This window comes from Actinomadura rayongensis (genome assembly GCF_009831215.1).
GTDB lineage: Bacteria > Actinomycetota > Actinomycetes > Streptosporangiales > Streptosporangiaceae > Spirillospora > Spirillospora rayongensis.
On sequence record NZ_WUTW01000002.1, the window covers coordinates 1,466,479 to 1,491,900 of the forward strand.

Consider the following 25,422-nt stretch of genomic DNA (forward strand, 5'->3'; position numbering starts at 1 on the left):
CCTGTTCGCCGACGTCCTCGGCCTGGAGCGGGTCGGCGTGGACGACGGCTTCTTCGACCTCGGCGGCGACTCGATCATGTCGATGCAGCTGGTGGCGCGGGCGCGCAAGGCGGGCGTGGTGATCACGCCGCATCAGGTGTTCGAGTTCCGCACCCCGGCGGGGCTGGCGCTGGTCGCGGAGGACCGCGAGGTCCGCCGCGAAGAGGAGACCGCGGGCCCGATCGCGCTGACGCCGGTGATGCGCGCGACGGTCGGGCAGGCGGGTCCGGTGCGACGGTTCTCGCAGTGGATGACGGTCGCCGTCCCGGCCGATCTGGACCTGGACACGCTGCGCGCCGCGCTGACGGCGGTGGTCGATCACCACGACGTCCTGCGCGCCCGCCTGGTGCCCGTGGAAGCGGACCGTCCGGGCGCGTGGGTGCTGGAGACCGCCGGTGAACCGGTGGACGTCGGCGCCTGGGTGACCCGCGTCGACGCCGCCTCCGCACGCGACGGCGCCGAGCTGGAAGAACTCGCCGGCGAGCAGGGCCGGGAGGCGAGCGGACGGCTGGACCCCCGCGCCGGAGTGACGATGCAGGCGGTATGGCTGGACCGGGGGACGCGCCAGGGCCGCCTGCTGGTCGTCGCGCATCACCTGGTGGTCGACGGCGTGTCCTGGCAGGTCCTCCTTCCCGACCTGCACACGGCGTACGAGACGATCGCGGCCGGGCACGAGCCGGTGCTCGACGCGATCGGGACGTCGTTCCGGCGCTGGGCGAGCGTCCTGGAAGGCCAGGCCGCGAGCGCGGACCGCACTGCCGAGCTGCCGGTGTGGCGGGCCATGCTCGCCGATCCGGGCGCGACCCTGGCGGCCCGCGACCTGGACCCGGCCCGGGACACCGCGGGCGGGATGCGGCGGCTGTCGGTACCGGTCCCGGTCGCGGTGACCGAGGCGCTGCTGACGCGCGTCGCGCAGGCGTTCCACGCCGGGATGAACGACATGCTGCTGGCGGGCCTGGCGGCGGCCGTCGCGTCCTGGCGGGGCGCCGGCCCGGTCGTGGTGGACGTGGAGGGCCACGGCCGCGAAGCCCTCACGGACGAGATGGACCTGTCCCGGACGGTCGGCTGGTTCACCACCGTCTACCCGGTGCGTCTGGACGCGGGTGCGGCGGACCTGGCGGACGTCCGGTCGGGCGGCCCGGCGGCCGGTGCGCTGCTGAAGGCCGTCAAGGAGCAGGTACGGGCCGTCCCGGCGGACGGTCTCGGGTTCGGCATGTTGCGCCACCTGAATCCGGAGACCGGCGCGGAGCTGGCGGCGCTGCCCGTCCCGGAGATCGGCTTCAACTACCTCGGCCGCGTCGCCCAGACGCCTGCCGCGAAAGACGGCCCGGCGGAGTGGCAGGCGGTGGGGCTCGGCGGGGACGTCGATCCGGACATGCCCGCGACCCACGTGCTGGAGGTCGGCGGCGTGGTCCGCGACCGGCCGGACGGCCCCGATCTGCGCCTGTCGCTGTCGTGGGTCGACGGCCTGCTCGACCAGGCGGCAGTGGAACGCCTGGCGGCCGAATGGACGGCGATGCTCACCGGCCTCGCCGCCCAGGCCGACGACGCCGGCGGCCACACCCCGTCGGACTTCCCGCTGCTGGACATCAGTCAGGACGATCTCGGTGAGCTGGAAAACCACTGGAGGACTCAGACGTGAGCGGTTCCAAGTTCACTGACGTGTGGCCCCTGTCGCCGTTGCAGGAGGGCTTCCTGTTCCACGCCCTCTACGACGACCAGGCCATGGACTTCTACGCCGGGCAGCACGTCCTGCACCTCGAAGGGCCGCTGGACGCCGAGGCGCTGCGGGCGTCCGGTCAGGCGCTGCTGGACCGGCACGCGAGCCTGCGGGCGGGTTTCCTGCAGCTGGAGTCCGGCCGCCGGGTCCAGATGATCGGCGAGCGGCTGGAGCTGCCGTGGCGCCTGGTCGACCTCGCGGACGCGGGCCCGGCCGCCGCCGACCTGGCCGAGGACGCGATCCGGGAGGACCAGGCGCGGTTCGACCCCGGCGTGCCGCCCCTGCTGCGGTTCCTGCTGATCCGCTTCGGGGACGACCGGCACCGCCTGGTGATGACCATCCACCACATCCTGCTGGACGGCTGGTCGCTGCCGATCCTGATGCGCGAGCTGTTCGCGCTCTACACGGCGGGCGGCCGGGTCGCGGCGGCCGACCTGCCGCCGGTCACCCCGTACCGGAACTACCTGGCGTGGCTGGCGAAGCAGGACCGCGAGGCGGCGCGGACGGCCTGGCGGAACGAACTCGCCGGCCTGGACGAACCCACGCTGGTGGCGAAGGCCGCTCCGGCGCGCGAGGCGGTGGCGCCGGACAGCATCCGGCAGGAGGCGTCGCCGGACCTGACGACCGGGCTGCGCGACCTGGCCCGCCAGTGCAAGGTCACGTTGAACACCGTGGTGCAGAGCGCGTGGGCGATGGTGCTCAGCCGCCTCTCCGGGCGCACGGACGTGGTGTTCGGCGCGATGGTCGCGGGCCGTCCGCCGGAACTGCCCGGGGCCGAGGACATGCTCGGGCTGTTCATCAACACGATCCCGGTGCGGGTCGAGCTGGACGCGGCGCAGTCGGTCCGGGCGCTGCTGGCAGACGTCCAGGCCCGTCAGTCGGCGCTGCTCGGGTACCACTACCTCGGGCTGGCGGAGGTGCAGCGGCTCGCCGGGCCCGGCGCCGCGTTCGACACGCTGATCGCGTTCGAGAACTTCCCCGCCGCGCCCCTCGCGTCGCGCAGCTCCAGCGGCGAGGGCCTGCGGGTCCGGCGCGGCGAGAGCCGGGACATGACGCACTACCCGCTGAGCCTGTCCCTCGACCCCAGCGGCGATCGCGTGCGGCTCCGGCTGACCTACCGGACCGACCTGTTCGACGCGGCGGCGGCCGAGGCGCTGGCGACGCGGCTGCTGGGCGTGCTGGAGCGGATGGCGGCCGACCCCGACGGCCTGGTCGGGCGGATCGGCGTGGTCGGCGCCGACGAACGTGAGCTGGTGGCGTCGTGGAACGCCACGGCCGCTCCCGCCCGATACGAGACGCTGGCGGAGGCGTTCGCGGCGCAGGTGGAGCGGTCGCCCGAGGCTGTGGCCGTGGCCGGTGACGTGTCCTGGACGTACGCCGAGCTGGACGCGGTGGCTTGTCGTATCGCTTCCGGCCTGGCGGGCGTTGGGCGGGTCGGTGTGCTGCTGGAGCGGTCGGCGTGGCTGGTGGCGGCGCTGGTCGGTTCGGTGAAGGCGGGTGCGGCGTACGTCCCGGTGGATCCCGGCTGGCCCGCTGCGCGGATCGAGCGGGTGCTGACCGAAGCCGGGGTCGACGTCGTGGTGACCGAACCCGATCTGGTGGACCAGGTGCCCGCTGGGGCCTCGGCGGTCCTGGTCGAGACCCTGGGCGAGGGGGACGCTCCGCCGGTGAGCGTCCGTCCGGACGACCTGGCGTACGTCATGTACACGTCGGGTTCGACGGGCGTGCCGAAGGGCGTGGCGGCGACGCATCGCGGTGTCTGCGGTCTGGCGCTCGACAGGGGTTGGGGCGTGGGGCCGGGAAGCCGGGTCCTGTTCCACGCGCCCGTTGCGTTCGACGCTTCGACCTACGAGATCTGGGTGCCGCTGCTGGCGGGCGGTCAGGTCGTGGTGGCTCCGCCGGGCTCGCTGGACGCTGAGGTGCTGCGGGGGCTGATCGCGGAATTTGAGCTGACGGCCGTCCATGTCACAGCGGGCCTGCTGGGTGCGCTCGCGCAGGAATCGCCGGACTGTTTCGCCGGGCTGGACGAGGTCCTGACCGGCGGCGACGTGGTGAGCCGCGATGCTGTCGCCGCTGTGATGGCGGCGTGCCCCGGCGTGACCATCCGTCATATGTACGGCCCCACTGAGGTCACGCTGTGCGCGACGACCCACCGGCTTGCGGCCGGAGCCGAGGTTCCGTCCGTCCTGCCGATCGGCCGTCCGCGCGACAACATGCGCGCGCTGGTCCTGGACGCGTTCTTGCAGCCGGTGCCGGTCGGCGTCGCGGGTGAGCTTTATGTGGCGGGCACCGGTCTGGCACGGGGATATCTCGACCGGGCGGGGCTCAGCGCGGAGCGATTCGTCGCGTGCCCGTCCGGCGAGGGCGAGCGGATGTACCGCACGGGCGACCTGGTCCGGTGGAACACCGACGGACGTCTGGTGTTCGTCGGTCGCGCGGACACGCAGGTGAAGATCCGTGGCTTCCGGATCGAGCCCGCCGAGATCGAAACGGTGCTGGCCCGGCATGAGCAGGTGGCGCGGGCGGCGGTGATCGCGCGCGAGGACCAAGGGGACAAGCGTCTCGTCGCGTACGTCGTCCCGGCCAACGGCGCCGTGGACACCGCCGACCTGCGGACCTTCACCGGAACCGTCTTACCGGACTACATGGTCCCCACCGCCGTCGTCGCGCTGGAAGCCTTTCCGCTCACCCCCAGCGGCAAGCTCGACCGGGCGGCGCTGCCCGCGCCGGACTTCGCCGGGCTCGTCCGGGGCCGCGCACCGCGCACCGCGACCGAGGAGACGTTGTGCCGTCTGTTCGCCGACGTCCTCGGCCTGGAGCGGGTCGGCGTGGACGACGGCTTCTTCGACCTCGGCGGCGACTCGATCATGTCGATGCAGCTCGTCGCCCGCGCCCGGGGCGCCGGGGTGGTGATCAGCGCGAGCGAGGTCTTCGAGGCCAAGACCCCCGAAGCCCTGGCCGCCCGCGCCGACGCCCGCCCCGCGTCCGGCCCGGCGGCCCGGCCCACCGCCGAGCGCTCCGGACCGCTGCCGCTGACGCCGGTGATGCAGGACGCGGCGCGCCGCACCGGCCTCCCCGGCCGCTTCTCCCAGTGGACGGCGGTGGCCGTCCCGCCCGGCCTGGAGCTGGACGCGCTGCGCCGCGCGGTGCGCGCGGTCGTGGAGCACCATGACGCGCTGCGGTCCCGGCTGGTGCGCCCCGACGGCGCCACGGCGGACGCGTGGCGGCTGGAGACCGTCGCGTCCGTCGACACCGCCGCCTGGGTGACCCGGGTGGACGCGGCGGCGGCCGACGAAGAGGCCCTGACGGAGGCGGCGACGGCGCACGGCCTGGCGGCGACGGCCCGGCTGGACCCGAGCGCCGGAGTGATGGCGCAGGTCGTGTGGCTGGACCGGGGACCGCTGCCGGGACGGCTGGTGATCGTCGCGCACCACCTGGTGGTGGACGGCGTGTCCTGGCGGATCCTCGTGCCCGACCTGGCCGCCGCCTACGCGGTCGCGGCGGGCGGAGAGCGGCCGGTGCTGGAACCGGTCGGGACGTCCTTCCGGGACTGGCTGGGGACGCTCGCCGACCAGGCGCGCGGCCCCGCCCGCACGACGGAGCTGCCGCACTGGCGGGAGACGCTGGCCGACGCGGGCCCGCCGCTGGCGCCCCGGCCGCTGGACCCGAAGCGGGACACGACGGGCAGCACCCGCCGGATGGTCGTCCCGGTGCCGGTCGAGGTGACGCGGACGCTGCTGACCCGCGTCCCGCAGGCGTTCAACGCCGGGATGAACGACGTGCTGCTGGCGGGCCTGGCGGCGGCCGTCGCGGAATGGCGGGGCGCCGGCCCGGTCGTGGTGAACGTCGAGGGCCACGGCCGCGAGGCCCTGGCGGACGGGATGGACCTGTCCCGGACGATCGGCTGGTTCACCAGCGCGTACCCGGTGCGTCTGGACGCGGGCGCGACGGACCTGGCGGACGTTCGGTCGGGCGGCCCGGCGGCGGGCGAGCTGCTGAAGGCCGTCAAGGAGCAGGTGCGCGCCGTCCCGGCCGACGGTCTCGGCTACGGGATGCTGCGCCACCTGAACCCGGAGACCGGCCCGGAGCTGGCGGCGCTGCCCGTCCCGGAGATCGGCTTCAACTACATGGGCCGCTTCAGCGGCGGCGAGCAGGGAGAGCCGGGCGCCTGGGCGCCGCTCGGCCTCGGCGGGGACGCCGATCCGGACCTGCCGGCGGCGCACGTCCTCGACGTGGGCGGCGTGGTGGAGGACGGCCCGTCCGGCCCGGTGCTGCGGCTGTCGCTGCTGTGGCCGGACGACCTGCTGCCGGAGGACGCCGTCGCGCGCCTGGCCAAGGACTGGGCGGCCATGCTGACCGGCCTCGCCGCGCACGCCGAAGCCCCGGACGCGGGCGGGCACACCCCGTCCGACTTCCCGCTCGTGACGCTCGGCCAGGACCAGATCGCGGAACTGGAGCGCCGCCGCGCCGACCTGGCCGACGTGTGGCCGCTGTCCCCGCTCCAGGAGGGCCTGCTGTTCCACGCCCTCTACGACCAGGAGGCCGTGGACGTCTACGGCGGTCAGAACGTCCTCCGGCTGGACGGGCCGCTCGACCCCGAGACGCTGCGGGCGTCCGGCCAGGCCCTGCTGGACCGGCACCCCAACCTGCGGGCCGGGTTCCACCAGCCTGCGGGCGCGGAGCAGCCCGTCCAGACGATCGCGCGCCACGTCCCACTGCCGTGGCGGTCGCTGGATCTCACGCACCTGGACGGACAGGCTCAGATCGCCGCGGCCGACCGCGCCGCCGCCGACGAACTGGGCCGCCGCTTCGACCCGGCCGAGCCCCCGCTGCTGCGGTTCCTGCTGATCCGCCTGGCCCCCGAACACCACCGGCTGGTGATCACCAACCACCACATCCTGCTGGACGGCTGGTCGCAGCCGATCCTGCTGCACGAACTGTTCACCGTCTACGGCGCGGGAGGCAGCACCGACGCCCTCCCGCCCGCACCGCCCTACCGCGCCTACCTGGCCTGGCTCGGCCGCCAGGACGGCGCGGAAGCGCGGCGCGCGTGGGAGGAAGAACTCGCCGGTCTGGACGAACCGACGCTGGTCGCGGACCCGGACCCGAGCCGCGAACCGGTCCTCCCGGAGCTGGTGCGCGAAGAGGTCCCCGAGCCGCTGACCCGGAGCCTCCGCGAGCTGGCGCGCCGCAACGAGATCACGCTGAACACGCTCGTCCAGGCGGCGTGGGGCGTGCTGCTCGGCAAGCTGACCGGACGCCGCGACGTCGTGTTCGGCGCCGTCGTGGCGGGCCGGCCCCCCGAACTGCCCGGGGTGGAACAGATGCTCGGGCTGTTCATCAACACGCTGCCCGTCCGGGTGCCGCTCGACCCCGCGCAGACCGTCACCGGCCTGGTCACCGACCTCCAGGACCGCCAGACCGCCCTGCTGTCCCACCAGCAGGTGGGCCTCGCCGAGATCCAGCGCCGCACCGGCCCGGCCGCCACGTTCGACACCATCGTCGTCTACGAGAACTTCCCCCACCGGGAGCCCGACGCGGCGGGCCCCGGGGACGGCGGCGGCCTGCGCGTCACCACCCTCGGCGGACGGGAGGCCGCCCACTACACGTTCATCCTCGGCGTGAGCCCGTTCGGCGACCGGCTCGGCCTCCAGCTCGACTACCGTCCCGACCTGTTCGACCACGAGACCGCGCGGTCGGTCACGGCCCGGCTGGTGGGCATCCTCGAACGGATGGCCGCCGCACCGGACCTGCCCGTCGCGCGGCTGGCGGCCACCGGCCCCGACGAGTGGCCCGCGACGTGGCGCGGCCGGGCCGTGCCGACGCCGGACGGCTCGCTGGCCGACCTGTTCGAGGCCCGGGCTGCACAGTGCCCGACCGAGATCGCCGTGGTGGCGGGCGACGAGCGGTGGACGTACGCGGAGCTGGACGACCGGGCGGACGGCCTCGCGGCGCGCCTCATCGCGGCCGGGGCCGGCCCGGAGGTCCGGGTGGCCGTCCTCATGCGGCGGTCCGCGGACCTGGTGGCGGCGCTCGTCGCGGTGGTGAAGTCCGGCGGCGTGTACGTGCCGCTGAACGCCGACGACCCCGTCGACCGGCTGCGGGCGGTCGTCGCCGAGTCGGGCGTGGCGCTGGCGCTGGTGGACGACGCCCTGTCCGGGCACGCGGCGCTCGACGGCGTCCCCGTGGTCCGGGCCGAGCCCGGCGGCGACCGCGCGGCCCGCCGGCCCGTGCGCCGGGAGAACCTGGCGTACGTCATGTACACCTCGGGCTCCACGGGCGTGCCGAAGGGCGTCGCGGTCACGCACGGCAACGTGATCGACTTCTGCCGTGACGCGTCCTGGCGGGACGACGTCGCCGAGCGCGTCCTCGTCCAGGCCAACCACGCGTTCGACGGCTCGACCTACGAGATCTGGGTTCCGCTGCTGCGCGGCGGGCGGCTCGTCGTCGTCCCGCCGGGCGAGGTGGACGCGGTGGAGCGGGGGCGGCTGATCGCCGCCGAGGGCGTGACGAACGTCCACGCCACGGCGGGCCTGTTCCGCGTGCTGGGCGAGCGGAGCCCGGAGATCTTCGCGGGCGTGCGGGAGGTTTCGACGGGCGGGGACGTCGTGTCGGCCCACGCCGTCCGGATGCTGCTGGAGACCCACCCCGACCTCGTCGTGCGGACGACGTACGGGCCGACCGAGACCACCGCGTTCACCACCCAGCTCGCGTTCCGCGCCGGGGACGCGGTCCCCGCGACGGTCCCGATCGGCGTGCCGATGGACAACTCCCGCGCCCTGGTGCTGGACGCCTTCCTCCAGCCGGTGCCGGTGGGCGTCGCGGGCGAGCTTTACGTCGCGGGGTCCGGTGTGGCGCGGGGCTACCTGGGCCGTCCGGGCTTGACCGCCGAGCGGTTCGTGGCGTGCCCGTACGGCGACGACGAGCGGATGTACCGGACGGGCGACCTGGTCCGGTGGAACGCCGACGGGCAGCTGGTGTTCGTCGGCCGCGCGGACACGCAGGTGAAGGTGCGCGGGTTCCGGATCGAGCCCGCCGAGATCGAGGCCGTCCTGTCGGGCCACGCGAGCGTGGCGCAGGCCGCCGTGATCGCCCGCGAGGACCAGCCGGGGGACAAGCGGCTCGTCGCCTACGTCGTCCCGGCCAACGGCGCCGTGGACACCGCCGACCTGCGGACCTTCACCGGGACGGTGCTGCCGGAGTTCATGGTCCCCGCCGCCGTCGTCCCGGTGGACGCGCTGCCCATCACGGTCAACGGCAAGCTGGACCGGGCGGCGCTGCCCGCCCCCGACTTCGCCGGGCTCGTCAAGGGCCGCGCACCGCGCACCGCGACCGAGGAGATCCTGTGCGGCCTGTTCGCCGACGTCCTCGGCCTGGAGCGGGTGGGCGCCGACGACGGGTTCTTCGACCTGGGCGGCGACTCGATCATGTCGATGCAGCTCGTCGCCCGCGCCCGGAGCGCCGGGGTCGTCATCACGCCGCGTCAGGTGTTCGAGCACCGCACCCCGGCGGCGCTGGCGTTGATCGCGGAAGACCGCGAGGTGCGCCGCGAAGAGGACGGCACGGGCCCGATCGCGCTGACGCCGGTGATGCGGGCGACCGTCGAGCAGGCGGGCCCCGTCGCACGGTTCTCCCAGTGGACGACGGTCGAGGTACCGGCCGGTCTGGACTTGGACGCGCTGCGCGCCGCGCTGCGGGCGGTGCTCGATCACCACGAGGTCCTGCACACCCGCCTGGTGCGCGCCGGGGACTCCTGGCACCTGGAGCCGGGCGACCCCGACGGGCAGGTCACGCGGATCGACGCCGTCGGCGCGGACGGCGTCGCGTGGGAGGACCTGACCACCGCCGAGGCCCGCGCGGCGAGCGGGCGGCTCGACCCCGGCGCGGGCGCGATGGTCCAGGCGGTGTGGCTGGATCGCGGTCCGCTGCCGGGCCGCCTCGTGGTGGTCGCGCATCACCTGGTGGTCGACGGCGTGTCGTGGCGCGTGCTGCTGCCCGATCTGGAGACGGCGTACGAGGCGGTCGCGGCGGGGCGGGAACCGGCGCTGGAGCCGTCCGGGACGTCCTTCCGCCGCTGGAGCCGCGTGCTCGCGGAGCAGGCCGTCGGCGCGGACCGTACCGCCGAGCTGCCCGTGTGGCGGGAGATGCTGACCGACCCGGGCCCGGGCCTGGCCGACCGCGGTCTGGACCCGAAGCGCGACACGGCGGCCGGAGCGCGGCAACTGTCCGTGCCGGTTCCGGCGGACGTGACCGAGACGCTGCTGACCCGCGCCGCGCAGGCGTTCAACGCCGGGATGAACGACGTGCTGCTGGCGGCCCTGGCGGCGGCGGTCGCGTCGTGGCGCGGCACGCGGGGCGGCCCGGTGCTCGTGGACGTGGAAGGCCACGGCCGGGAAGCCCTCACGGACGAGATGGACCTGTCCCGGACGGTCGGCTGGTTCACCAACGTCCACCCGGTGCGTCTGGACACGGGCTCGGCGGATCTCGCGGACGTCCGGTCGGGCGGCCCGGCGGCCGGTGCGCTGCTGAAGGCCGTCAAGGAACAGGTACGGGCCGTCCCGGCGGACGGCCTCGGCTACGGGATGCTGCGCCACCTGAACCCGGAGACCGGCGCGGAGCTGGCGGCGCTGCCCGTCCCGGAGATCGGCTTCAACTACCTCGGCCGCTTCACCGCCGCCGCGGGCGAGCCCGGCGCCGGGTGGCGGAACGCGGGCCTGGGCGGGGACGTCGATCCGTCGATGCCCGCCGCGCACGTGCTGGAGGCCGGCGGTGTGATCCGCGACCGGCCGGACGGCCCCGACCTGCGCCTGTCGCTGTCCTGGGTCGAGAGCCTGCTCGACCGACCGGCCGTGGAACGCCTGGCGGCCGAATGGACGGCGATGCTGACCGGCCTCGCCGCCCACGCCGACGACCCGGACGCCGGCGGGCACACCCCCTCGGATTTCCCGCTCGCGACCCTCACCCAGGACGAGATCGACGAGTTCGAGGACATGGCAACGGAGATCGAGAAGGGACTTCAGTCGTGAAGCGTTCCGCACTGGCCCACGTGTGGCCCCTGTCGCCGTTGCAGGAAGGGCTGCTCTTCCACGTCCTGTACGACGAGGACGCCATCGACTTCTACGCCGGGCAGGGCGTCTTCGACCTGGACGGGCCGCTGGACGCCGCCGCGCTGCGGGCGTCGGCCGAGGCCCTGCTGGACCGCCACGACAACCTGCGGGCCGGGTTCCAGCGCCGCCGGTCGGGCGACGCCGTGCAGCTCGTCCCCCGGCGCGTCGTCCTGCCCTGGCGCGAGGCGGACCTCTCCCACCTGGACGGCGCGGCGGCGCTCGCGGAGGCGGAGCGATTAGCCGTCGCCGAACAGGAACGGCGGTTCGATCCGGCCGTCCCGCCGCTGCTGCGGTGCCTGCTGATCCGGTTCGGGGACGACCGGCACCGCCTGGTGATGACGATCCACCACATCCTGGTCGACGGCTGGTCGCTGCCGATCCTGTTCCGCGAGCTGTTCGCGGTGAACGCGGCGGGGGGCCGGGTCGAGGACGCGGGGCTGCCGCCCGTCCCGGACTACCGGCACTACCTGGCGTGGCTCGCCGAGCAGGACCGCGAGGAGGCGCGGACGGCCTGGCGGAACGAACTGGCCGGTCTCGACGAGCCCACCCTCGTCGCCCCCGCCGACCCGAACCGCGAACCGGTCTATCCGGGACGCATCGCGGTGCAGACGACCGAGGACCTGACGGCGGCGCTGCGCACCTTCGCCCGCGAGCGCGGGATCACGCTGAACACCGTCCTCCAGGCCGCGTGGGCGATGGTCGTCGGCCAGATGGCGGGGCGCCGGGACGTGGTGTTCGGCGCGGTCGTGGCCGGACGGCCGCCCGAACTGCCCGGGGCCGAGGACATGCTCGGCCTGTTCATCAACACGATCCCGGTGCGGGTCGAGCTGGACCCGGAGCAGTCGGCGGGGGCGCTGCTGGCGGGCCTCCAGGCCCGTCAGTCGGCGCTGCTCGGCTGCCACTATCTCGGCTTGGCGGAGATCCAGCGGCTCGCGGGGCCGGGCGCGGGGTTCGACACGCTGGTCGCCTGGGAGAACTTCCCGCAGGGGCCGGGCGGCGGGCGGGGCGGCGAGACGCAGGGGCTGAAGGTCACCCCGGCGGTGGGCGGACGCGACGCGACGCACTATCCGCTGAGCCTCGCGGTGAACCCCTTGGGCGACCGGCTGGGGCTGCGGCTGACGCACCGGCCCGACCTGTTCGCCGAGCCGGCCGCGCACGCGATGCTGGCCCGGCTGGTGGGCGTCCTGGAGCGGATCGTGGCCGACCCGGACGCGCCGGTCGGGCGGATCGGCGTCGTGGACGCGCGTGAGCGCGAGCTGTTGTCGTCGTGGAATGCGACGGCGGTTCCCGCGCGGTGCGCGACGCTGGTGGAGGGGTTCGCGGCGCAGGTGGAGCGGTCGCCGGGTGCGGTGGCGGTGGCCGGTGACGTGTCGTGGACGTACGCCGAGTTGGACGCGGCGGCGAGCCGTATCGCTTCCGGCCTGGCCGGGGTGCGGCGCGTGGGCGTGGTGCTGGAGCGGTCGGCGTCGCTGGTGGCCGCGCTCGTCGGCACGGTGAAGGCCGGCGCGGCGTACGTCCCGGTCGACCCGGGCTGGCCTGCGGCGCGGATCCAGCGGGTGCTGTCCGAGGCCGGAGCGGACGTGGTGGTCACCGAGTCCGGCTTGGCTTCTCTAATTCCTGACGGCCTCGCGTGGGTGACGGTGGACGCGCTGATGTCCTCGGCTCCCGGAACGGACGCTCCGGTCGACCCGGACGATCTGGCGTACGTGATGTACACGTCAGGTTCGACCGGCGTCCCCAAGGGCGTCGCGGCGACGCATCGCGGCGTCTCCGGCCTGGCCCTCGACAGTGCGTGGGGCGTGGGGCCGGGCAGCCGCGTCCTGCTGCACGCGCCGGTTGCGTTCGACGCTTCGACCTATGAGATCTGGGTGCCGCTGCTGTCGGGGGGCCAGATCGTTGTGGCCCCGCCGGGTCCGGTGGACGCGGGAGTCTTGCGCGGGCTGATCGCTGAGTTCGGGTTGACGGCCGTCCATGCCACGGCGGGTCTGCTGGGCGCGCTCGCGCAGGAGGCGCCGGACTGTTTCGCCGGGCTGGACGAGGTGCTGACCGGCGGTGACGTGGTGAGTCCCGGCGCCGTCGCGGCGGTGATGGCGGCGTGTCCCGGCGTGGCCGTCCGGCATCTGTACGGCCCGACCGAGGTCACGCTGTGCGCGACGACCCACCGGTTCGCGGCGGGTGTCGAGGTTCCGTCGGTGTTGCCGATCGGTCGCCCGCGTGACAACACGCGCGCGTTCGTCCTGGACGGCTTCTTGCGCCCCGCCCCGATCGGGGTGGCGGGCGAGCTGTACGTCGCCGGGTCCGGCCTCGCGCAGGGATACCTCGACCGGGCGGCGCTCAGCGCGGAGCGGTTCGTCGCGTGCCCGTACGGCGAGGGCGAGCGGATGTACCGCACCGGCGACCTGGTCCGCTGGGACGCCGACGGGCAGCTGGTGTTCGTCGGACGCGCGGACACCCAGGTGAAGATCCGCGGCTTCCGGATCGAACCCGCTGAGATCGAAACCGTCCTGGCCCGGCACGAGCAGGTGGCGCGGGCGGCGGTGATCGCCTGGGAGGACCAGCCGGGGGACAAACGCCTGGTGGCGTACGTCGTCCCGGCCAACGGCGCCGTGGACACCGCCGCGCTGCGCACCTTCACCGGCACGGTGCTGCCGGACTACATGATCCCGGCCGCCGTGGTCACCGTCCCCGAATTTCCCCTGACGCGCAGCGGCAAGCTCGACCGCGCCGCCCTGCCCGCCCCGGACTTCGCGGGCGCGGTGGGCGCCCGCGCGCCGCGCACCGCGACCGAGGAGATCCTGTGCGGCCTGTTCGGCGAGATCCTCGGCCTGGAACGGGTCGGCGCCGACGACGACTTCTTCGACCTCGGCGGCGACTCGCTGCTGGCGATGCGGCTGATCGCGCGCGTCCGGGCCGTCCTCGACGTGGACGTCCCCGTCCGGGCGATCTTCGGCGCCCCCACCCCGGCCGGGATGGCGGCGCTCGTCGCCGCGCACCGGTCGGGCGGCACGCGGGCGGCGCTCGCGGCCGTGGAGCGGCCCGACGTCGTCCCGCTGTCGTTCGGCCAGGCCCGGATGTGGTTCCTGAACCGGCTTGAGGACACGGGCGCGGTCTACAACATGCCGTGGGCCATGCGCCTGTCGGGCGAGCTGGACCGGGCGGCGCTCCAGGCGGCGCTGGACGACGTCGCCGACCGGCACGAGAGCCTGCGCACGGTCTACCCGGCGAACGACGGCGTTCCCGTCCAGCGGATCCGCGCGGGCGCGCACCCGGAGCTGGCCGTCACGCCGGTCACCGAGGACGGCCTCGGCGAGGCCCTGACCGCAGCGGCCGGACGCGGGTTCGACGTCGCGCGGGAGCTGCCGTGGCGGGCGCACCTGTTCGTCCTCGGCCCGGACGAGTACGTCCTCATGCTGGTCGTGCACCACATCGCGAGCGACGGATGGTCGATGGGCGTCCTGGCCCGCGACGTGTCGACCGCGTACGCGGCCCGCCACGCAGGCCGCGCCCCAGACTGGGCGCCGCTGCCCGTCCAGTACGCCGACTTCGCGCTCTGGCAGCGCGCGGTGCTGGGCACCGAGGACGACCCGGACAGCGTGATCTCCGGCCAGCTCGCCTACTGGCGCGACGCCCTGGCCGAGCTGCCGCCCGAACTCACGCTGCCGACCGACCGGCCGCGTCCCGCCGTGGCGAGCCACCGGGGCGGATCGGTGCCGATCCGGGTGTCCGCCGAGACGCACGCCCGCCTGGTCGAGGTGGCGCGGGCCGGACAGGCGACGGTGTTCATGGTCGCGCAGGCGGCGCTCGCGGTGCTGCTGTCGCGGCTCGGCGCGGGCGAGGACATCCCGATCGGCACGCCCGTGGCCGGGCGCTCGGACGCCGCGCTGGACGACCTGGTCGGCTTCTTCCTCAACACCCTGGTCCTGCGCACCGACCTCACCGGCGACCCGGCCTTCACGGACGTCCTGCGCCGCGTCCGCGAAACGGACCTGGCCGCCTACTCCCACCAGGACGTCCCGTTCGAGCGGCTGGTCGAAGACCTCAGCCCCGTCCGGTCTCTGGCCCGGCACCCGTTGTTCCAGGTCATGCTCGTGTTCCAGAACGCCCCGACGGACGGCGGCCACTGGGAGCTGTCCGGCATGTCCACCGGCCCGGTGCGGTCGGGCGGCGGCGAGCCGGCCGCCAAGTTCGACCTGTCGTTCACCCTCCAGGAACGGCGGACCGAGGACGGCGGCCCGGCGGGCATCGGCGGCACGATCGGCTACGCCACGGACCTGTTCGACCGGGCGACGGCCGAGACGCTGGCCGCCCGGCTGACCCGCGTCCTCGACCAGGTGGCCGCCGACCCCCGTCGGCGCCTCAGCCGGGTCGACGTGATGAACGACCGCGAAGCGGCCCTGCTGGACGGCTGGAACGCCACGGCGGCGACCGTCCCGGACGCGTCGCCGGTCGATCTGTTCGAGGCCCGCGTGGCGCGCGACGCGAACGCGGTCGCGGTGGTGGACGGGGACGCGGAATGGTCGTACGGCGATCTGAACGCCCAGGTGAACCGGCTGGCGTGGTACTTGGCGGAGCGGGGCGTCGGCGCGGAGACGCGCGTCGGCGTCCTGGTCGAGCGGTCGGTGTGGTCGGTCGTGTCGATGCTGGCCGTCCTGAAGGCGGGCGGTGTCTACGTCCCGCTGGACGCTGAATGGCCGTCCGGCCGGGTGACTTTCGTCCTGGAAGACTGCTCTCCGGCCGTGGTCCTGTGCTCCAGCGAGACCGCGAGCATGGTCGGCGACGATGTGCCGACCGTCGTGGTCGACGGCCCGGAATTGGCGCGGGACCTCGCGGAACGGCCTGCCGAAAATCCCAGAACACGGGTGTGGGCGGACAGTGCCGCATATCTGATCTACACATCGGGTTCGACCGGGCGCCCCAAGGGCGTGGTGGTGCACCAGGCGGGCATCGTGAACCGTCTGCTGTGGATGCAGGATCAGTTCGGCCTGACCGCCGAGGACCGGGTGCTGCACAAGACGTCCGTCGGGTTCGACGTGTCGATGTGGGAGCTGCTGTGGCCGCTCATCACCGGCGCGGGGCTCGTTCTGGCCCGTCCGGGCGGCCACCGCGACCCGGCGTATCTCGCCGAGTTGATCCGCGACGCGAGGGTCACGACGGCGCATTTCGTGCCGTCGATGCTGCGGGTTTTCGTGGACGAGCCGTCGGTGGCGGATTGCGCGGGCCTGCGGCGCGTGATCTGCAGCGGTGAAGCATTGCCGCCCGATCTGGTGGAGCAGTTCTACTCCCGCCTGGACGTCCCGCTGTTCAACCTCTATGGCCCGACCGAAGCGTCGGTCGACGTCACGTGGTGGGAATGCCCGCAGACGAGCCTGGACGTCGTCCCGATCGGCCGCCCGGTATGGAACACCGAGATCTTCGTCCTGGACGGATTCCTACGCCCGGTGCCGCCGGGCGTCCCGGGCGAGGTCTACCTTCAGGGCGTCCAGCTGGCGCGCGGCTACCTCGGACGCCCCGGCCTCTCGGCGGAACGCTTCGTCGCGTCCCCCTTCGCAGCGGGCGAGCGGATGTACCGCACCGGCGACATCGGCCGGTGGACGACGGACGGCCAACTGGTCTATCTCGGCCGCGCCGACGACCAGGTGAAGATTCGCGGCTTCCGCATCGAACCCGGCGAGATCGAAGCCGCGATCCTCACCCACGACGACGTGGCGCAGGCCGCCGTCGTGGTCCGCGAGGACCGTCCCGGAGACGTCCGCCTGGTCGCCTACGTGATCCCCGCCCGCCCCGCCGACCCCGCCGCGATCCGCGCGCACGCGGCGAGCGTCCTGCCCGAGTACATGGTCCCCGCCGCCGTCGTCCCGGTGGAGGAATGGCCGCTGAGCGCCAGCGGCAAACTCGACCGCGCGGCGCTCCCGGCCCCCGACTTCGCCGGAGCGGCGGGCGGCCGGGAGCCGCGCACCATCACCGAGGAGATCGTCTGCGGCCTGTTCGCCGACGTCCTCACCCTCGAACGCGCGGGCGCCGAGGACAACTTCTTCTCCCTCGGCGGCGACTCGCTGCTGGCGATGCGGCTGATCGCCCGCGTCCGCGCCGCGCTCGACGTCGAGGTCCCGATCCGGACGCTGTTCGCGAACCCGACCCCGGCCGGGATCGCGGCGTTCGTGGCGGACCGCCGGTCGGGCGGACGGCCCGCGCTGACGGTCGCGGAACGCCCCGAGCAGGTGCCGCTGTCGTTCGGCCAGGCGCGGATGTGGTTCCTCAACCGCCTGGAAGAGAAGAACGCCGCCTACAACATGCCGTGGTCGATGCACCTGACCGGCGACCTGGACCAAGCGGCCCTGCACGCGGCCCTCGCCGACCTGGCGGACCGGCACGAGACGCTGCGCACGATCTTCCCCGACGTGGACGGCGTCCCCGTCCAGCACGTCCTCGACGGACCGGACGGGCATCCCGAGCTGGTGGTCGCATCGGTCGCCGAGCCGGACCTGCGCGGGGCGATGGCCGAGGTCGCGCGGCGCAAGTTCGACGTCGGCCGGGAACTCCCGTGGCGGACGCACCTGTTCATCCTCGGCGAGAACGAGTACGTCCTGTCGCTCGTCGTCCACCACATCGCGGGCGACGGCTGGTCGATGGGCGTCCTGGCCCGTGACCTGTCGACGGCCTACACCGCCCGCCGCAACGGCCACGCCCCGGACTGGGCGCCGCTGCCCGTCCAGTACGCCGACTTCGCCCTCTGGCAGCGCAACGTCCTCGGCACCGAGGACGACCCGGACAGCCCGATCTCCGCGCAGCTCACCCACTGGCGCCGCACCCTCGCGGAACTGCCGCCCGAGCTGAACCTCCCCGTCGACCGGCCGCGCCCGGCGACGCCCACCCTGCGCGGCGGCCGGGCCAAGGTCAGGGTCCCGGCCGACGTCCACGCGCGGCTCGCCGAAGTGGCCCGCGACGGCCGGGCGACGGTCTTCATGGCGATGCAGGCGGCCGTGGCGGTGCTGCTGTCCAGGCTCGGCGCGGGCGAGGACATCCCGATCGGCACCGCCACCGCCGGACGCTCCGACGCCGCCCTGGACGACCTCATCGGCTTCTTCCTCAACACCCTCGTCCTGCGCACCGACCTCACCGGCGACCCGACCTTCGCCGAGGCCCTGGCACGGGTCCGCGACACCGACCTGGCCGCCTACTCCCACCAGGACGTCCCCTTCGAGCGCCTGGTGGACGACCTCAGCCCGGCCCGGTCCAACGCGCGCCACCCCCTGTTCCAGGTGTCGCTGGAATTCCAGAACGCCAAGCGGGAGGGCGGCTGGAACCTGCCCGGCCTGTCCGCCCGGCCCGTCCGCGCGGGCGGCACCGGCGCCGTCCGGTTCGACCTGGCGTTCCGGCTGCGCGAGCTAAGGAGCGACGACGGCGCCCCGACCGGCATCGAAGGCGATCTGGAGTTCGCGGCGGACCTGTTCGACGAGACGACCGCCCAGGCGCTCGCGGACCGCCTGGTGCGCGTCCTCGACCAGGTCACCGAAGACCCGGACCGGCGCCTCGGCGCGGTCGACGTCCTGGACGCCGACGAGCGCCGACAAGTGCTCGAAGACTGGAACGCCACGACCGCAGAGGTCCGCCGGCGCACGTTCACCGACCTGTTCGCCGAGCGGGTCGCCGCCGCCCCGGACGCCGTCGCGCTGCTGGACGACCACGCCACGTGGACCTACGCCGAGCTGAACACGGCCGCCAACCGGCTCGCCCGGCACCTCATCGCGCGCGGCGCCGGTCCCGAGCGGACCGTCGCGCTGATGGTGCCGAGGTCGGCGCAGATGGTCGTCGCGGTGCTGGCCGTGCTGAAGGCCGGCGCCGCCTACCTCCCGGTCGACCCGCAGTATCCGGCCGCGCGCGTCGGGTTCATGCTCGGCGACGCCCGGCCCGCGCTGCTGCTGTGCACCGTGAAGACCGCCGCGCTGGCCGACGACGGGACGCCCCGGATCGTCCTGGACGCCCCCGACGTCGTCGCGGACCTGGCGGACCGCCCCGGCACCGACCCCGGCGACGCCGAAAGAATCCTCCCGCTGCGGGCCCACCACCCGGCGTACGTGATCTACACGTCCGGGTCCACCGGCACCCCGAAGGGCGTCGTCGTCTCCCACACCGGCATCGAGAGCCTGGCGCTCAGCCAGCGGAACGCGCTGGGCCTGGACGCGGACTCGCGGGTGCTCCAGTTCGCGTCGCTGAGCTTCGACGCGGCCGTGTGGGAGATCGTCATGGCGCTGCTGTCGGGCGCGGGCCTCGTGGTCGCGGGCACCGACCGGCTGGCCCTCCAGGAGGCGCTGCCCGCACTGACGGCCGAGCACGGCGTGACGCACGCGACGCTGCCGCCCGCCGTCGTCGCCGCGCTGCCCGACGGCGCGCTGGACGGCGTCGCAACGCTCGTCCTGGCCGGTGAGCAGTGCACCCCCGAGCTGGTCCGTCGCTGGTCGTCGGGCCGGCGGATGATCAACGCCTACGGCCCGACCGAGGGCACGATCTGCTCCACGATGACCGACCCGCTGACCGGCGAGACCGCCGGGGAGGTCCCGATCGGCCGTCCCCTGGCCAATGCCCGCGCGTACGTCCTGGACGGATTCCTCCAGCCGGTGCCCGCGGGCGTCGCCGGGGAGCTGTACGTCACCGGCGAGGCGCTGGCGCGCGGCTACTTAGGCCGGGTCGCCCTGACCGCCGAGCGGTTCGTAGCGTGCCCGTACGGCACGCCCGGCGAGCGGATGTACCGGACGGGCGACCTGGTCCGGCGGCGTCCGGACGGGCAGCTGGTCTTCCTCGGCCGCGCCGACGGGCAGGTCAAGCTCCGCGGGTTCCGGATCGAGCCCGCCGAGATCGAGTCCGTGCTCGCCGGGCATCCGGCCGTGGCGCAGGCGACCGTGATCGTCTGGGCCGGTCCGGACGACGACCGGCGGCTGGTCGCCTACGCCGTCCCGGCCGAGGGCGCCGCGCCGGACGGCCGGGAGCTGCGCGAGCACGTGGCCGCGACGCTGCCCGACCACATGGTGCCCGCCGTGGTCGCCGTGCTGGACGCCCTGCCGCTCACGCCGAGCGGCAAGGTGGACCGGGCCGCGCTGCCCGACCCCGACTTCACCGGCCCGGGCGCGACCCGCGACCCGCGCACGGCCGTCGAGGAGATCCTGTGCGGCCTGTTCGCCGAGATCCTCGGGGTGGCGCGCGTCGGGGCCGAGGACGACTTCTTCGCGCTCGGCGGCGACTCGCTGATGGGCGTCCGGCTGATCACGCGCATCCGCGCGGTGCTGGACGTCGAGGTCGGCATCCGCGCGCTGTTCGGCACGCCGACGCCCGCCGGGGTGGCCGCGTTCGTCGAGCGCGACCGCACGGGCGCCGACCGGGCGGCGCTCGTCCCCGCCGACCGGCCCGCCGCGATCCCCCTGTCGTTCGGGCAGGCGCGGATGTGGTTCCTCAACCGGTTCGAGGGCGCGGGCGCGGTCTACAACATGCCGTGGGCCGTGCGGCTGTCGGGCGACCTGGACCGGACGGCGCTCGCCGCCGCGCTCGGCGACGTCGCGGACCGGCACGAGAGCCTGCGCACGATGTTCCCCGACGTGGACGGCGTGCCCGTGCAGGAGATCGTGCACGGCGCGGCGGGCCGTCCGCGCCTGATCACCGCCCCGGTCGCCGAGGCGGACCTCGGCCGGACGCTGGACGCGGCGATGGGACGCGGCTTCGACGTCGCCCGCGAACTGCCGTGGCGGGCCCACCTGTTCACGCTCGGCCCGGACGACCACGTGCTGCTGTTGGTGCTGCACCACATCGCGGGCGACGGCTGGTCGATGGGCGTGCTGATCCGCGACCTGGCGGCGGCGTACGCGGCGCGCCGCGCGGGCCGCGCGCCCGGCTGGGCGCCGCTGCCGGTGCAGTACGCCGACTTCGCGCTGTGGCAGCGCGCGGAGCTGGGCACCGAGGACGACCCGGACAGCGTCGTCTCCGGCCAGCTCGCCTACTGGCGCGCGGCTTTGGCGGAACTGCCGCCGGAGCTGCCGCTGCCCGCGGACCGGCCGCGTCCCGCGCTGGCGTCCCATCGCGGCGGCGTCGTGCCCGTCCGCGTCGGCGCGGAGACGCACGCGCGGCTGCTGGACCTGGCCCACGAGAGCCGGACGACCGTGTTCATGGTCGTGCAGGCCGCGCTCGCGGTCGTGCTCTCCCGACTGGGCGCGGGCGAGGACATCCCGATCGGCACGTCGGTGGCGGGACGCGGGGACGCGGCGCTGGACGAGCTGGTCGGCTTCTTCCTCAACACCCTGGTCCTGCGCACCGACGTCAGCGGAGATCCCGCCTTCACCGACATCCTGGGCCGCGTCCGCGACACCGACCTGGCCGCCTACTCCCACCAGGACATCCCGTTCGAGCGCCTGGTGGACGACCTCAGCCCCGACCGGTCGATGGCCCGGCACCCGCTGTTCCAGGTCATGCTCATCCTCCAGAACGCCCCGGCGGAGAAGGGCGAATGGGGGCTGCCCGGCGTGTCGGTGCGGCCCGCCCAGGCCGGCGGCGCGCCCGCCGCCAAGTTCGACCTGTCGGTCACGCTCCAGGAGCGGCGGGCCGAGGACGGGTCGGCGGCGGGCCTGAGCGGAAGCGTCGGTTTCGCGCTCGACCTGTTCGATCGGGAGACCGCGCAGATGATGGCGACGGCCCTGGTGGACGTGCTCGACCAGGTCACCGCCGACCCTTCCGTTCCGGTGAGCGGCGTTTCGGTCGTCGGCCCGGACGAGCGGTCGCGGATGGTCGAGGAATGGAATGACACCGCCGTTCCGGTGCCGTCCGCTTCGCTGGCGGGCCTGTTCGAGGCGCGGGTGGCCGAAAACCCGGAAGCGATCGCCATCGTTTCCGGCGACGAGGAATGGTCGTACGCGTCGGTGAACGCGGCGGCGAATCGCCTCGCCTGGCACCTGGCGGATCACGGCGTCGGCCCGGAACAGCGCGTCGCGCTCCTGCTTCCCCGCTCGCCCGAAATGGTGATCGCCGTCCTGGCCGTCGTGAAAACCGGCGCCGCCTACGTTCCCGTGGACCCGGACTACCCGGAAGCGCGGATCGCCTACACCCTGGCCGACGCGAGCCCGGCGATCGTGGTGTGCACTGCGGAAACGCGAGGTCAGGCGTCCGGACCGGTCGTCGTGCTGGAGGACGTGACCGAGGGTCGTTCCGACGATCTGGGTGAGCGTGCCCGGCCCGACCACCCGGCGTACGTCATCTACACGTCGGGTTCCACCGGAAAGCCGAAGGGCGTCGTCGTCCCGCACCGGAACGTCGTCTCCCTCATCACCGCAGCCGGAGAGCGCTTCGGCCTGGGCCGCGACGATGTGTGGAGTCTCTTCCACTCCTACGCGTTCGACTTTTCGGTGTGGGAAATGTGGGGCGCGCTCCTGCTGGGCGGCCGTCTGGTGGTCGTCCCGTTCGAGACGACGCGCTCCCCGCGCGACTTCCTCACCCTCGCGGCCGACACCGGCGTGACCGTGCTCAGCCAGACGCCGTCGGCGTTCTACCAACTCATGCAGGCCGACCAGGAGAACCCGGGCACCGAACTGAGCATCAGGTACGTCGTGTTCGGCGGTGAAGCGCTCGATCCGGCACGGTTGGACGGCTGGTACGCCCGCCACGACGCGGGCGTCCTGGTGAACATGTACGGGATCACCGAGACCACCGTCCACGTCACCCACCACGGCCTCGATCGGGAGAAAGCCGCCGCAGGGTCGAGCAGCGTGATCGGAACCCCGCTGGACAACACCCGGGTCTTCGTCCTGGACCGGTTCCTGCAGCCCGTCCCGGCGGGCGTGACCGGCGAACTGTACGTCGCCGGGACCGGGCTGGCGCGCGGATACCTGAACCGGCCGGGATTGACGGGCGAACGGTTCGTCGCCTGCCCGTACGGCCACGGCGAACGCATGTACCGAACCGGCGACCTCGGCCGATGGACCCGCGACGGCAACCTGGTCTACGCGGGCCGGGCCGACGCCCAGGTGAAGATCCGAGGCTTCCGCATCGAACCGGCGGAGATCGAGACCGCGCTGCTCGGCCACGACGACGTCGCCCAAGCGGCCGTGATCGTCCGCGAGGACCAGCCCGGCGACCGCCGCCTCATCGGCTACATCGTCGCGCCGAACACAGACCCGGCCGACGTCCGGACCTACGCGACGGGCGTCCTCCCGCAGCACATGGTCCCCGCCGCGCTCGTCCCCGTCGACGCGATCCCCCTCACGCCGAGCGGAAAGCTCGACAAGGCCGCCCTGCCCGCCCCCGACTACGCCGTCACCGACCGCGGCCCGAGCACTCCCGCCGAGGAGACGCTGTGCGACCTGTTCGGCGAGGTCCTGGGCTTGGACCGCGTCGGCGTGGACGACAGCTTCTTCGCCCTCGGCGGCGACTCGCTGCTGGCGATGCGGCTGATCGCCAGGATCCGGACCGTCCTGGACACCGACCTGCCGATCCGCGCCCTGTTCACCGCCCCCACCCCCGCCGGGGTCGCCGCCGCCCTCGGCACCCACCGCACGGCCGACGACTTCGACGTCCTGCTGCCGCTGCGCGCCAAGGGCGACCGCCCGCCGGTGTTCTGCCTCCACCCGGTCGAGGGCATCGGCTGGCGGTACGCCGGGCTGGTCGAGCACCTCCCGCCGGGCCACCCCGTCTACGCCCTCCAGGCGCGCGGCCTCGCGGGCGGCGAGCCGCGTCCGGACACGATGGACGAGATGGTCGCCGACTACGTCCGGCAGCTGCGCACCGTCCAGCCCGCCGGGCCGTACCACCTGCTCGGCTGGTCGCTCGGCGGGGTCATCGCCCACGCCGTCGCGACGCACCTCCAGGCGCAGGGCGAGGAGGTCGGGATGCTGGCCATCCTCGACGGCTACCCGAGCTTCCGCCGCCCCGACGCGGCCGAGCCCGCCGAAGGCGGCGAGGTGGTCGCCCACAGCGGCCCCGCCCACGACCTGGACGCCCAGCTGGAGCAGATGGTCCGCGACGTCGTCGAGCTGTCGCGAGGCGCGGACGGCCGCCCGCGCGTCACCGGCGACATCGCGACGGCGATCCGCGACACGCTCGTCAACTCCCGGCGCATCGGCGGCGACCACGCGCCCGCCTCCTTCCGGGGCGACGTGCTGCTGTTCGTGTCGACGCGGGGCCGCCCCGAGGCCAAGCCGGCCGAGCTGGCCCCGGCCGAATGGGCGCCGTACGTCGACGGACGCATCGAGAGCCACTTCCTCGACCACGCCCACGGGGAGCTGACCGGCCCGGCGGCGTTCGGCGAGATCGGCCGCGTGCTGTCGGCAGAACTCCGTGACCCCGAAGGGACCGACCGTGCCTGACCTCCTCGACCTGACCGACCCGCGGACCTACGCGAACAACGACATGGACGAGGTCTGGCGGCGGTTCCGCGCCGACGACCCCGTCCACTGGCACCCCGCGACCGAGCGCGGCCCGGGCTTCTGGGTGATCAGCCGGTACGCCGACATCTGCGCGGTGCTGCGCGACGACGCGCGGTTCACCTCCGAGAAGGGCAACGTCCTCGCCACGATGCTCGCGGGCGGGGACACCGGCGCGGGCCGGATGCTCGCCGTCACCGACCCGCCGCACCACACCGAGCTGCGCCGGCTGCTGCTGCGCGCGTTCGCGCCGCGCCCGCTCGAAGGCGTCGCGCGCCGCGTCCGCCGGGCGACCCGGCTGCTGCTGACCGAGGCGGTCGAGCGCGGTGAGTGCGACTTCGCCCGGGACATCGCCTCGGTCATCCCGCTGGCGACGATCTGCGACCTGCTCGACGTCCCCGAGGCCGACCGGCGGGAGCTGCTGACGCTCACCAAGTCGGCGCTGGCCTCGGACTACGCCGATCCCGACGCGGGCGAGGACCGCCTGGCGCGCGCCGAGATCCTGCTGTACTTCGCCGACCTCGTGAAGGAGCGCCGCGCGTCGCCGGGCGCCGACCCGATCAGCCTGATGGCGACCGCCGAGCTGCCCGGCGGACGGCTCTCCGACGACGACATCGTCCTCAACTGCTACAGCCTGATCATGGGCGGGGACGAGACCAGCCGGCTCGCGATGATCGGCGCCGTCCACGCGTTCATGGCGTACCCCGACCAGTGGGCCGCGCTCCGGAACCGGGCCGTCACCGTCGAGAGCGCGGGCGAGGAGGTCCTGCGCTGGACGACGCCGACGATGCACTTCGGGCGCGCGGCCGTCGCGGACGTGGAGCTGGACGGCCGGACGATCGCGGCGGGCGACCTGGTCACCACCTGGCTCGTCTCCGGCAACCGGGACGAGTCGGTCTTCGCCGCGCCCGACACGTTCGACCTGGCCCGCTCCCCGAACAAGCACCTCGCGCTCGGCTACGGCCGCCACTTCTGCATCGGCGCCCACCTCGGCCGCGTCGAGATCAACGCCATGCTCGACGGCCTGCGCACCTTCGTCGCCGGGATGGAGCCCGCCGGGACGGAACGCCGCCTCTACTCCAGCTTCCTGTCCGGCATCAGCAGCCTGCCCGTCCGGCTGAAGGCGGCCGAGCCCGTGGGCTGGGAGGAGTGACGTCCCGTC

At 74.2% G+C, this 25,422-nt stretch carries 4 protein-coding genes; all 4 read left to right on the top strand.

Translation table 11 applies throughout. The features are described 5' to 3' along the window. Positions 1 to 1,681: condensation domain-containing protein (locus tag GQ466_RS16050; protein WP_237417883.1), on the top strand; the 1,681-nt coding region annotated here is incomplete at its 5' end. Then, positions 1,678 to 10,785, top strand: a complete 9,108-nt coding sequence (locus GQ466_RS16055) for a non-ribosomal peptide synthetase (RefSeq protein ID WP_161103623.1) — start codon at positions 1,678 to 1,680, stop codon at positions 10,783 to 10,785. The genes GQ466_RS16050 and GQ466_RS16055, both read left to right, overlap by 4 nt. After that, the gene (locus GQ466_RS16060; protein WP_161103624.1) at positions 10,782 to 24,203 is read left to right on the top strand and encodes an amino acid adenylation domain-containing protein; all 13,422 of its coding nucleotides are present in this window, start codon (positions 10,782 to 10,784) and stop codon (positions 24,201 to 24,203) included. The genes GQ466_RS16055 and GQ466_RS16060 overlap by 4 nt, the downstream gene beginning before the upstream one ends. Beyond that, positions 24,196 to 25,413, top strand: coding sequence for a cytochrome P450 (locus tag GQ466_RS32805; protein ID WP_202420455.1), 1,218 nt, complete (start codon positions 24,196 to 24,198; stop codon positions 25,411 to 25,413). Before GQ466_RS16060 ends, GQ466_RS32805 begins: the two co-directional genes overlap by 8 nt. Positions 25,414 to 25,422: the final 9 nt, after the last annotated feature.